A 12,398-nucleotide genomic window follows, 5' to 3' on the forward strand; every position below is an offset into this window, starting at 1 on the left:
CCGGTGTCGGAGGCGACCGGTCCGGCCGCCTCCGACACCACCGGCGGCCCGGTCGCCGCAAGGGTCAGCGCTGGACGGGTCAGCGCGAGGCCGAGGGGAACTCCTCGAAGTACGCCTCGACCCGCTCGGCGGTGGCCGGGCGGGCCAGCGCGAAACCCTGCCCGTAGCGGCAGCCCGCCCGCCGCGCGCCGTCGACCAGGCTCGCCGACTCCAGCTCCTCCGCCACGATGTCCAGCCCCAGCCGGTCCCCCACGTTGACCACCACGTCGATCAGCGGGCGTTGCGGGTCCGCCGGGTCCACCAGCTGCGGACCGACCTTGAGCAGGTCGATCGGCAGCCGGCGGAGCTGGGCCAGCGAGGCGTGCTCGGCCCGGAAGTCGTCGAGCGCGGTGCGCACGCCCAGCGAGCGCAGCCCGGCCAGCCGGGCCACCACCGTCGGCAGCTCGGCGCCCACCCGGGGCTCCGCCACCTCGACCACCAGCCGGTCCGGCGACAACCCGTACGCGTCCAGCACGGCCGCCGTCCGCGGCACGAAGTCGGGCGCGGCCAGCTCCCGTACGGTCACGTTCACCGCCATCCAGAGCTGCCGGCTGCCCCCGGACCAGGCGGCCAGCTGCCGGCAGGCCCGGTCCAGCACCCAGCAGCCCAGCTCGCCCACGATGCCGAGGTCCTCGGCCACCGGCAGGAACTCGGCGGGCAGCACCGTGCCGAGCACCGGGCTGCGCCAGCGCAGCAACGCCTCCGTGCCGACCGGCTGCCGGTCGGCGAGGTCGAGCACGGGCTGGTAGACGAGGTCCAGCTCGCCGCGCGCGACCGCCCCGGGCAGCTCCCGTTCCAGGTCGAGCCGGCGCACGAGCTGCTCCTCCAGGTAGGCGTCGTACCACTCGACCCGGTCGCGGCCGAGCTGCACGGCCCGACGCCGGGCCAGGTCCGCCTGGCGCAGCACCTCCTCCGGGCCGCCGTCGCCGATCTCGGCCAGCCCGACGCCGGCCCGGAGCCACAGCGCCCCGCCCGCCACCTCGTACGTGCCGTTGAGCGCGGCGAGCAGGCGAATGCCCAGCGCGTACGCCAGCACCGGGCCGACCTCGGTGACCACGGCGAAGCCGGTGGCGGTGACGTCCGCGACCAGGTCGCGGGGGCCGACGACGGCACGGGCGCGGCGGACCGCCTCGGCGAGCACGTCCTCGCGGGCCCGGTGGCCGTCGGCGACGGGGCCGGCGCCGTGCAGGTCGACGACGAGCAGCGCCCCGGCGGGGGCCGGCGCGTCCCGGCGGGCGGCGAGGGCCCGCAGCAGCGCCGGCCGGTCGGCGGGCTCACCCGACCGCTCCGGGTCGGTCGACCGGTGCCGCGCGGGCGGGTCCTCGGCGCGGAGCGACCCGGAGCCGTCGTCCGCGCGGAGCAGCTCGCGGAGCACCAACGGCGGGGCCAGCGCGAGCCCGAGCAGGACCGCGGTGAGATCCGGCGGCCCGCCGTGGCGGAGCTGCCAGCCGGTGCCCGCCACCGCCGCGACCGCCGGAATCACGATCCGGGGGCACACCCTGGTCGGCGGGTCGGGCGGGGCGGGCGGGGCAGGCTCCGCGCGGGTCGCCCGCCGCGCCCCCGCCGCCGTCAGCAGCACCCCACCCACCAGCGGGGGTACGGCGAGCAGGGCGGCCCGGTCCGGTGTCCCGCCCGCCGGAAACGCGGCCAGCACCACCAACCCAGACAGGGTGAGCGCCGCCCCGGTCCGGCAGTGGGCCGCGCCGGTACGCCGCAGCGGCCCGGTCGACACGACGAGTACGGCGAGCGCGAGCCCGCCCAGGGCCACCGCCACGGCGAGCCGGAGCGGCGGGTCGAGGCCCTCGCGGGGCAGCAGCAGCCAGCCGGCGAGAACCAGCCCCAGCCCCGCGACGGTCGCGTCGACCGCCGCGCGCAGCCGGGCCCGGGCGGCCGGGCGGGGCCGGAGCGTCGTCGGCGGCAGGCCCGCGACGAACAGCGCGGCGGCGACAGCCAGCCCCGACACGACGACGGCGCGCCGGTGACCGGCGGCGGCGAGTGGGAGTACGGCGGCGGTGAGCCCCGCCGTCACCACCGCCGCGTCGAGCAGCACGGCCACCCGGCGGTGCGGCGCCGCGCGCCGGCGGGCGGCGCGGGACCGGGCCGGGACCTGCGCGGGAGCCGGTGGCGCGGCGATGAGCCGGGACAGCCGCGTGCCGGCCAGGGCGCAGCTGGCGGCGCCGGCCAGCGCCACCACGGCCAGCACGGGCAGCCGACCGGCCGCGCCGGCGAGCAGGAGCAGCGCGACGGCGGCGAGGACGAGGGTGTCGGGTCTGGCGGGACGGGGAATCGACGCGCGTTGCGGATACGCGAGGGGCACGGCGGTCGCCTTCGTGAGGGGGCACGGGCGGTGCGACGGTGCGGGCACCGGACCCGGGGTGAGTCCGCTGCCCATCAGTCGCCAACGACCGGACACGACGGCGGTGACGCCGACGCCGCAGTGATCCCCGTCACCGACGGCACGGCGTCGTCCGGCGCGGCCCGCCGCGTACGGGGGACGGCGGAAGTGGGATCATCAGGGGGTGAGCAGCCCCGACACCGTCCGCTTCCGGCACCACCAGGCCTATCTGGCCGCCGCGATCGTCGCCTTCTTCGGCGCCCTGCCGGTGGCCGGCGCCCGGTGGTACCTGCTGCCGGTGCTGCTCGTCCCGCTCGCCGTCGGGGTCTGGGCATGGCGGGCGGGCACCGACGCGGACGCCCGCGAGCTGCGGCTGCGGGCCCTGCTCGGGCAGCGCCGCATCGGTTGGGACCGGGTCGTCGAACTGGCCGCCGACCGGCGCGGTCGGGCGGTCGCCCTGCTCGACGACGGCCAGCAGGTCACGCTCCCGGCCGTACGCGGCACCGACCTGCCCCGGCTGGTCTCCGCCACCGGCCAGACCCTGCCGGGTGCCGCCGCCTGAGCGTCGCCCGGCCGGCCCCGCTCAGTAGCCGTCGACCACCGTGTTGATCAGCGGCTCGCCGGCCGCGAACCGGCGGATCTGCCCGGCGACCAGCCGGTAGGCGCGCGGCAGCAGGCCGCGTACCGAACCGGCGACGTGCGGGGTGAGCAGCACGTTCGGCATCGTCCACAGCTCGTGGTCGGCGGGCAACGGCTCCGGGTCGGTGACGTCCAGCGCGGCCGAGATCCGGCCGGTACGTAGCTCTGCGACCAGCGCCCCGGTCCGGGCCACCGGCCCGCGCGCCGCATTGACCAGCAGCGCACCGTCGCGCATGGCGGCGAGGAAGCGCTCGTCGACCAGCCCCCGGGTCTGCTCGGTCAGCGGCACCAGCAGCACCACCACGTCGGCCTCGGGAAGCAGCCCCGGCAGCTCCTCGACGCCGTGCACGCCCTGCTCGGGGCGGGCGGTGCGGGCCACCAGCGTGAAGCTCACCTCGAAGGGCGCGAGCCGGTCGCGTACCGCCGTGCCGATGGAGCCCGCCCCGACGATCAGCACCCGCTTGCCGGTCAACTCGTCGGTGGGGGCCACCTCGCCGTACGCCCACTCGCGCCTCGCCTGGGCGCGGGCGAAGGCGGGGAAGGCCCGCAGCTGGGACAGGATTGCCGTGACCACCCACTCGGCGGTGGACGGGTCGTGCACCCCCCTGGCGTCGCAGAGCGCCACCCCGGGCGGGACCCGGCCGGCCCACGCGTCCGCGCCGGCGGAGAGGAGCTGCACCACCGCCAGGTCGGGCAGCTCGCGCAGCAGCGCGGTGGCGGCCCGGCCGGCCAGGAAGGGAGGCACCCAGAACCGGACGCCGGCGCCCTCCGAGGGGAGCCGGGCGATGTCCTCGGCCACCTCGACCGTGACCTCCGGCGGCAGCTCCCCGAGAAGTTCCAGACCGTCCTGGTGCGGGATCCATACCTTCACGCCCGCCGACGATAGGCCCCCGGCGGGGCGGCGCGCGGGGCGGGGCGGCTCCGGCACCCGGACGGGCGGAGTTGGTCCGATCCGTCGACACCGGCCGAGCGCCCCGGCGGGCTACCCTGGGGCGGGTGAGCGCCCGTGCCCCGTACCCTCGCATCCACCGTCTCCGGACGGCCCTGGCGGCCGCGTGCGCGGCGCTGCTGCTGACGACCGCCGGTTGCAGCTTCGGCGAGCCCGAGCCCGACCCGGCCGGCGAACCGCCCACCTTCCCGACGCCGTCGGCGACGGCGAGCCCCGGCGGCGCCGGCCAGGAGGTCGTGACCACCGTGCTGGCCAAGGGCCTGCGGGTGCCGTGGGCGATCGCCTTCCTGCCCGACGGCGCCGCGCTGGTCACCGAACGGGACAGCGGCCGGATCCTGCGGGTCGGCCCGGAGTCGGGGCCCGACGGGCTCAAGGTCGTCCCGGTGCAGACCATCGCCGACGTGGCGGCCTCCGGCGAGGGCGGGCTGATGGGCATCGCCGTCTCGCCCGACTACCAGCGCGACAAGTCGGTCTTCGTCTACTACACGACGGAGCGCGACAACCGGATCGCCCGGCTGGAGCTGGGCGGCACGCCCACCCCGATCCTCACCGGCATCCCCAAGGCCGGCATCCACAACGGCGGCGGCCTCGCCTTCGGCCCGGACGGCCTGCTCTACGCGAGCACGGGCGACGCCGGGGACCGGCCGCAGGCGCAGGACGTCAAGCGCCTCGGCGGCAAGATCCTGCGGATCACCAGGGACGGCAAGCCCGCGCCCGGTAACCCGTTCCCGAACTCCCCGGTGTGGTCCCTGGGCCACCGCAACGTGCAGGGCATCGCCTGGGACGCCGGCAAGCGGATGTACGCCGTGGAGTTCGGCCAGAACACCTGGGACGAGATCAACCAGATCACCAAGGGACGCAACTACGGATGGCCGACGGTCGAGGGGCGCGACGACGACAAGCGCTTCGTCAACCCGATCGCGCAGTGGCCGACGTCGGACGCCTCCTGTTCCGGGCTGACCGCCGCGGACCGGCTGCTCGTCACCGCGTGCCTGCGCGGCAAGCGGCTCTGGCTGGTCGAGCTGACCGACACCGGCACCGTGCTCGGCCAGCCGCGCGAGCTGCTCACCGACCGGTTCGGGCGGCTGCGGGCCGTGGCCGCCGCGCCCGACGGCTCGATCTGGGTGAGCACCTCCAACCACGACGGGCGGGGCCAGCCGGTACCCGAGGACGACCGGCTGCTGCGGCTGGTCTTCGCGGGCGGCGGGGCCGGCCGGAGCTGACGCACGGGCGCTTCCCGGGTTTCCCAAGATCCTTCAATGGGCAGGTCAGAATCTCATCATGGACGGCCAGGAGAACGAACAGCACGCGAACCGGGACGATGAGCGCCCGGTGACCGGCCGTGCCTCGCGCCGGGGGACCCGTCCCGTGGGCGCCACCCGGGCCGGCCGGCGCGCCCTCCGCGCCACGGGGGTGACCATGGCGGTCCTCGTCATCGCCCTGGTCGGCGTGGTGATCGGCGTACTCGCCGGCGGACGGGTGAGCACCGACATCGGCCCGTTCCAGGCTGACCTCTCGGTCGCGCCGGCGGTCGGCGGCGGCACCACCGTCGACATCCCGCCGCTGGGTGCGTTGCTGCTCGACAGCCACGACGGGCCCACCCACCTGACCGTGGAGCTGGGCGCGCTGGACCAGAGCCGCACCGAGGCGCTGCTCGACGACCCGGCGAGCATCAACCGGGCCAGCCAGTCGGCCGTGGACGACGTCCGCGAGGGCGTGCTGCGGCTCGGCCTGCGGACGCTCGCCTCGGCGGTGCTGGTCACCCTGCTGCTGGCCCTGCTGGTCTTCCGCGACACCCGCCGGGCGGCCTGGGCGGGCGGGCTGGCGCTGCTGGTCACCGCCGGCAGCCTCGGCACCGCCGCGGCCACCATCCGACCGGAGTCGATCGAGGAGCCACGCTACGAGGGGCTGCTGGTCAACGCCCCCGCGATCGTCGGTGACGCCCGGCGGATCGCCAACGACTACACCCGGTACGCGGAGCAGCTCCAGCGCATCGTCGGCAACGTCAGCCAGCTCTACACCACCGTGTCGTCGCTGCCCGTCTACGAACCCGCCCCGGGCACCACCCGCGTACTGCACGTCTCCGACATGCACCTCAACCCGACCGGCTGGCAGCTCATCCGCACCGTCGTCGAGCAGTTCAACATCGACGTGGTGATCGACACCGGGGACATCACCGACTGGGGCTCCGAGCCGGAGGCCTCCTACGTCGCCTCGATCGGCCTGCTGAAGAAGCCGTACGTCTACATCCGGGGCAACCACGACTCGGGGCGGACCGCGGCGGCCGTGGCCCGTCAGCCGAACGCGATCGTGCTCAGCAACACGACCACGACGGTCGCGGGGCTGACCATCGCCGGCACCGGCGACCCGCGCTTCACCCCCGACAAGAACACCTCGCCGGCGGGCAGCGGCCTCACCCAGCAGACCGCCGACCAGCTCATCGGCGCCGGTGACCAGCTCGCGGCCACGATCCGCAGCTCACCGCGCCCGGTGGACATCGCGCTGGTGCACGACCCGGCCTCCGCGGGCCCGCTGTCGGGCACCTGCCCGCTGGTGCTCGCCGGACACACCCACTCCCGGCAGGTCTCGAAGCTGCCGGAGGTGCCCGGAAAGGGCCCCACCCAACTGATGGTGCAGGGTTCCACGGGCGGCGCCGGCCTGCGCGGCCTGGAGGGCGAGCAGCCCACCCCGCTGTCGATGTCCGTGCTCTACTTCGACCAGGACAAGCTGCTCCAGGCGTACGACGACATCACCGTCGGCGGCACCGGGCAGGCCCAGGTGAACCTGGAGCGGCACGTCGTGGAGGACCCGAAGGCCGGCGCGCCCGTCCCGGTCACCCCCACCCCGACCCGCTGACGCTGCCCCTGCCCCCAGCCGAACGGGCCGTATTGGCTTCCGGCGTCGCCGCGTCCTAGCCAACCGCAGCCACATCCATGCCAGGCCAGCACCGCCGCCAGGTCGGGCCGTCGTCGTGTTCATGCCAGCGGCCCGCGTCGCCGCCGCAGCCGCCAGGTCAGGCCGTCGCCGCGTCCATGCCAGCCTGTCGCTGCCCGGGCAGCTGGCCGTCCGCTCCCCGTTGCCTGACCGAACGCCCGGCACACCTTGTCACGGCTGTGACGGTGCGTAGCCATCCGCGTCCACGGCCACCCATGCCTTCGGACGCTTTGCTCTGCAGCCACGGACGCACCAGTAACTACAGGTAGCGATTTGCAACTGGCCGCAAATCGCAGGGGTTTACATTGATGCTGCTCATCGAGCTGGTGCGTCGGTGGCTGCAGAGCAAAGGGCGTGAGGGGGTACCGTCGCACCCCGCACCGTCCGCCACACTCCGTAACATCGCGCAGCAATCACTTTCCGCGACAAGCGCGTTGGTCGCCGGTCAACTCCGCGCCGCATCCCCCGCAATGCCTCGGCACGCGGTCCCACAGGGCCTCGACGCGTGGTCCCGCAGGGCCTCGACACGCGTCCCGCAATGCCTCGACACGCGGTCCCGCAGGGCCTCGACACGCCTGCCGAAGTGCCTCGACGCCGCGTTCCGCCTTGCCTCGGCGCGCCTACCCGGTGGCCGGGTGCGTGGCCGCGGCACCCGGCCGCCTGGTGCGGATTCAGCGCAGGGACAGGGCCGCCAGGGCGGCGTTGACGATGCTGCCCGGCAGCAGGTCGTGCAGCTCGTACAGCTCGTGGACGCTGCCGGACTGGCCGAACTCGTCCACGCCCAGCGGCACCGCCGGCGCGGCGAGCGCGGAGCCGAGCCAGGCCATGGCGTGCGAGGCGGCGTCCTGCACCGTGACGACCGGCACCCGGTCGGCGAACACCGAGCGCAGGGCGCCCGGCACGCTCGGCACGGTGGCGGTGCGTACGCCCTGGCGCAGGGTGCGCTGCCAGGCCCGGTAGAGCCGGTCCAGCGAGGTGACGTCGACGACGTGTGCGGCGATGCCCTCCTCGGCCAGCTCGGCCGCCGCCGCGAGCACCTCGGGCAGTACCGCGCCGGAGGCGGCGAGCTGCACCACCGGGGCGTCGGCCAGGTGCGGGTACGACTCGTGGGCGTCGACCAGCCGGTACGCCCCGGCGACCACCTGCCGGCGCAGCACCGCGTCGCCGAGCCGGGCCCGCGCCGCCTCGAAGGGCGCCTGGTCGATCGGGCGGGTGCTGAGCCGGAAGTAGTAGGCGCCGTCCTCGGCGGGAGCGGCCGTCGTCGACGGGGCCGCGCCGCCGGCGATCTGGCCCAGTGCGTCGCAGAGCAGCCAGTCCAGAGTGGCCGCGTACGCGGGCTCGATGAACGTGACCCCGGGCAGCTCCAGGCCCACCGAGGCGGTGATGGTCGACTGGTGGGCGCCGCCCTCCGGGGCGAGCGTGATGCCCGACGGGGTGCCGGCGACCACGAACCGGGAGCCGGAGTAGGTGCCGTAGAGGAACGCGTCCAGGCCACGCAGCACGAACGGGTCGTAGACCGTGCCGACCGGCAGCAGTGGCTGCGCCGACAGGTCCCAGGCGAGGCCGAGCTGCCCCAGCAGCAGGAACAGGTTCATCTCCGAGATGCCCAGCTCGATGTGCTGGCCGGCGGGGCTCTCCGTCCAGCGCAACATCCGGTCCTCGGTCCAGGAGCGCTGCCGGGTGGGGGCGAAGACGCCGGTCTTGTTGATGAACCCGGCCAGGTTGGTGGAGGTCGCCACGTCCGGCGCGGTGGTCACCAGGTAGCGGCCCACCTCGGGGTTGCGGGCCAGTTCCACCAGCACCCGGCCGAAGACCTCCTGCGTCGAGATCGGCTTGTTCGCGCGTACCCGCGTCGTCTCCGGGACCGCGACGCCCAGCGCCCGCTCGCGCGGCGTGCGCGACAGCGCCTCCCGGCGCTCGCCGACCCGGATGCCGGCCTCCGACGCCGGGTCCAGGCGGTCCCACTCGGTTTCGCGCGTCAACCCGTGGGCGGCGCGCAGCGCGTCGACCTGCTCCGTGCTGAGCAGCGCCGAGTGGTTGCGCGGATTGCCGGCGATCGGCAACCCCCAACCCTTCACGGTGTACGCGAAGACCACGCTGGGCCGGTCGGTGACGGCGTCGCACTGGGCGTACGCGTCGAGCATCGCCGCCATGTCGTGGCCGCCCAGGTCGGTGACGAGCGGCCCCAGCTCGTCGTCGCCGATGCCGGCGATGAACGCCTCGATCCCGTCGGGCGCGCCGTCGAGGAACTGCGTACGCAGCGCCGGGCCGCTGAGCCCGAACAGCGACTGGTACTGCTCGTTGGGCATCGCGTCGATCCAGTCGCGCAGCGCCTCGCCGCCGGGACGGGCGTACGCCTCGGCGAGCTTGCGGCCGTACTTGACCTCGACGACGTGCCAGCCGGCGGCCTCGAACTGACCCCGCCACTGGTTGATCCGCACCCCGGGCACCACCCGGTCCAGCGACTGCCGGTTGAAGTCGACCAGCCACATGACGTTGCCCAGGCCGGTGTTGGCCGGATCGGCGACCGCCTCCCAGATGTTGCCCTCGTCCAGCTCGGCGTCGCCGATCAGCGCGACGAACCGGGAATGCGGACGGGCCCCGAAGTGCGCGTCGACGTAACGCCGGGTCGCGGCGGCGAAGAGCGGCGCCGCCGCCCCCAGCCCGACCGAGCCGGTGGAGAAGTCGACCTCGTCCGGGTCCTTGGTGCGCGAGGGGTACGACTGGAGCCCGCCCCGGGCGCGCAGCCTCGTCAGGTAGGAGCGGTCGAGATTGCCCAGCAGGTACTGGATGGCGTGGAAGACCGGCGAGGCGTGCGGCTTGACCGCCACCCGGTCCTCGGCGTCGAGATGCGCGAACCACAGCGCCGTCATGGCGGTGACCAGCGAGGCACTGGACGCCTGGTGCCCGCCCACCTTCACCCCGTCGCCGGTGTCCCGGTCGTGGTTGGCCGCGTCCACGATGCGGGTCGCGAGCCACAGGACCCGCTGCTGGATCTCGTCGAGGACGCCGAGGTCGGTACGGTTCACGGTCGGCTCCAGGGTCTGGCACGTCACCGTTGACGGCCGTCGGGGGCGGGCGGGCGCGGGGTGCGGCGGGCGGGCGCGGGGTGCACAGTCGCCGCGCACGACGGGCGCACGCGGCGGCTCAGGTGTGCGGAAGGGCCCTTCCTAGCCGGGAAACGTCAGGACGGGCCCTTCCACACCGGTCAGGCGCCGAGGCGCTCCAGGATCAGCTCGCGGACGGTCTTGGCGTCGGCCTGGCCGCGGGTGGTCTTCATGACCGCGCCGACCAGGGCACCGGCCGCCGCGACCTTGCCGCTGCGGATCTTCTCGGCGATGTCCGGGTTGGCGGCGATCGCCTCGTCGACGGCGGCGGTGAGCGCGCCCGTGTCGGAGACGACCTCCAGACCCCGGTTGGTCATGATCTCGGTCGGCGAGCCCTCGCCCGCCACGACGCCCTCCAGGACGGTACGCGCCAGCTTGTCGTTGAGCTTGCCGGCGTCCACCAGGCCCTGCAGCTCCGCGACCTGCGACGGGGTGGCCCCGACGTCGGCCAACTCCACGCCGGTCTCGTTGGCCCGCCGGGACAGCTCGCCCAGCCACCACTTGCGGGCGGCGGCCGGGGTGGCGCCGGCGGCGACCGTGGCCTCGATCAGCTCGACCGCGCCGGCGTTGAGCACCGACTGCATGTCCGCGTCGGAGAGGCCCCACTGCTCCTGGAGCCGGCGACGGTGCAGCCGGGGCAGCTCCGGCAGGGCGGCCTTCAGCTCGGCGACCCAGGCGGCGTCCGGCGCCAGCGGCACCAGGTCGGGCTCCGGGAAGTACCGGTAGTCCGTCGCGGTCTCCTTGGAGCGACCCGGCGTGGTGTCGCCGGTGTCCTCGTGGAAGTGCCGGGTCTCCTGCGTGATCCGGCCGCCCGCGTCGAGCACGGACGCCTGCCGGATGATCTCCGACCGGACGGCCCGCTCGACCGACCGCAGCGAGTTGACGTTCTTGGTCTCGGTGCGGGTGCCCCACTCCTGGCCGGGCAGGTTGAGGGAGGTGTTCACGTCGCAGCGCAGCGAGCCCTCCTCCATCCGCACGTCCGAGACGCCCAGCGAGCGGATCACGTCGCGCAGCTCCGTGACGTACGCGCGGGCCACCTCGGGGGCGAGCGCGCCGGTGCCGGGGACCGGCTTGGTGACGATCTCCACCAGCGGGATGCCGGCCCGGTTGTAGTCGACCAGCGACTCGGTGGCGCCGTGGATGCGCCCGGTGGCGCCGCCGACGTGCAACGTCTTGCCGGTGTCCTCCTCCAGGTGCACCCGCTCGATGCCGATGCGCACCAGCTCGCCGTTCACCTCGACGTCCAGGTAGCCCTCGAAGCACAGCGGCTCGTCGTACTGGCTGATCTGGAAGTCCTTCGGCATGTCCGGGTAGAAGTAGTTCTTCCGCGCGAACCGGCACCACTCGGCGATCGAGCAGTTCAGCGCCAGCCCGATCCGGATGGTCGCCTCGATGGCGGCCCGGTTGGCGACCGGCAGCGAGCCGGGCAGGCCCAGGCAGACCGGGCAGACCCGGGTGTTCGGCTCGCCACCGAAGTCGGTCGGGCAGCCGCAGAACATCTTGGTGTTCGTGCCCAGCTCGACGTGGGTCTCCAGGCCGATCACCGGTTCGTAGCGCGCGACGACCTCGTCGTACGCGGGCAGTGTCGTCGTCATCTGAGCTCCAGGCGCGATCCGGACAGAACCGTTCCAGCCTAATCGGCTGGTCCGGCCACCCCGCTGCCGGGCTTCGAGATCAACGCGCGGGCGTGGCGTGGCTGCGGTGACGCGGCCTCCGGGAGGCGTGCCACCACCTGGCGGTGCCGGTCCTACCGCTCCGTCTGCCCGGCTCGGCGGGCGTCAGTCGGGTGTGGTGAAGCGCCGACGACGGTTGTAGGCCAGCACGAGCAGGATGCCACCGATGGAGAAGGCCACGACGCTCAGCAGCACCAGCACGAGGGGCGAGCCCGGTCCGGTGATCGGCAGCCACGCGCCACTCGCCTTCGACGGCGTGGGCGTCGGTTGGGGGGCCGGGCTGCTGTCCGACGGTGCGGCGGTCGGATCGCTCGACGGCGGCGTGGCCGTCGGGCCGTTCGGGGTCGCCGTGGGGGTGGTCGGGGCATGAGCGGCGACGACCAGCGGCACCTCCCTCGTGGCACTGGTGCTGCGTCCCTTCGCCTGGACCGTGAAGGTGAACGTGCCGGCGCTTCCGGGGGTGCCGCTGAGCAGGCCCTCCTTGTCGAGGGTGAGACCGCCCGGCAGTGCCCCGCCGGCCAGGGCGAACGCGATGTCCGAGTCACCGTCGGCGGTGAACCGGAAGGAGTAGCGCCGGCCGACCGTGCCGGCGGGCGGGTCGCCGGAGGTGAACGCGGCTGCGGCCTGGGCGACGACGATTGTGGCGTCCTGCTCGTCGTAGCGGTCGTTCTTGTCGGTCATGCGCAGCGTGAACGTGTACGTGCCCGGCGAGTCCGGAGCGC

The 12,398-nt window shown here is 74.6% G+C and carries 8 protein-coding genes; 3 read left to right on the forward strand and 5 right to left on the reverse strand.

Going from position 1 to position 12,398, the window contains the following annotated elements; all coding sequences use genetic code 11:
* Window positions 1-79 precede the first annotated feature (79 nt).
* Window positions 80-2,356 carry an EAL domain-containing protein gene (locus tag ACGFIR_RS12000; protein ID WP_393144606.1) on the reverse strand — a complete coding sequence of 759 codons (2,277 nt, stop codon included), beginning with the start codon at window positions 2,354-2,356 and terminating at the stop codon, window positions 80-82.
* Between the two features lie 202 nt (window positions 2,357-2,558).
* Here ACGFIR_RS12000 and ACGFIR_RS12005 point away from each other — a divergent pair, with 202 nt between their 5' ends.
* Window positions 2,559-2,936 carry a PH domain-containing protein gene (locus ACGFIR_RS12005; protein WP_393004570.1) on the forward strand — a complete coding sequence of 126 codons (378 nt, stop codon included), beginning with the start codon at window positions 2,559-2,561 and terminating at the stop codon, window positions 2,934-2,936.
* Between the two features lie 21 nt (window positions 2,937-2,957).
* Here ACGFIR_RS12005 and ACGFIR_RS12010 read toward each other — a convergent pair whose 3' ends face one another.
* Entirely contained in the window at window positions 2,958-3,884 is a 927-nt protein-coding gene (locus ACGFIR_RS12010; RefSeq protein ID WP_393144608.1) for a 2-hydroxyacid dehydrogenase, read from the reverse strand.
* 125 nt (window positions 3,885-4,009) lie between these two features.
* On the opposite strand from ACGFIR_RS12010, the gene ACGFIR_RS12015 reads away from it, so the two are divergent.
* The gene (locus ACGFIR_RS12015; protein WP_393144610.1) at window positions 4,010-5,185 is read left to right on the forward strand and encodes a PQQ-dependent sugar dehydrogenase; all 1,176 of its coding nucleotides are present in this window, start codon (window positions 4,010-4,012) and stop codon (window positions 5,183-5,185) included.
* A gap of 58 nt (window positions 5,186-5,243) precedes the next feature.
* Complete coding sequence (locus ACGFIR_RS12020) at window positions 5,244-6,818, forward strand: metallophosphoesterase (RefSeq protein WP_393144612.1); 1,575 nt, start codon at window positions 5,244-5,246, stop codon at window positions 6,816-6,818.
* A gap of 749 nt (window positions 6,819-7,567) precedes the next feature.
* On the opposite strand, the gene ACGFIR_RS12025 is transcribed toward ACGFIR_RS12020, so the two are convergent.
* The 3 genes from ACGFIR_RS12025 to ACGFIR_RS12035 all read right to left on the reverse strand — a co-directional run.
* A complete protein-coding gene (locus ACGFIR_RS12025; protein ID WP_393144614.1) occupies window positions 7,568-9,925 on the reverse strand; it encodes a transketolase C-terminal domain-containing protein in 2,358 nt (785 codons plus the stop codon).
* Window positions 9,926-10,104: 179 nt separating this feature from the next.
* On the reverse strand, window positions 10,105-11,598 hold the full coding sequence (gatB, locus tag ACGFIR_RS12030) for an Asp-tRNA(Asn)/Glu-tRNA(Gln) amidotransferase subunit GatB (protein ID WP_393004578.1): 1,494 nt from the start codon (window positions 11,596-11,598) through the stop codon (window positions 10,105-10,107).
* A 183-nt stretch (window positions 11,599-11,781) separates the two neighbouring features.
* Window positions 11,782-12,398 (reverse strand): putative Ig domain-containing protein (locus ACGFIR_RS12035; protein ID WP_393144616.1); only part of this gene is annotated, 617 nt, incomplete at its 5' end.

The organism is Micromonospora sp. NPDC049051 (genome assembly GCF_043197575.1).
In the GTDB taxonomy this organism is placed as follows: domain Bacteria; phylum Actinomycetota; class Actinomycetes; order Mycobacteriales; family Micromonosporaceae; genus Micromonospora.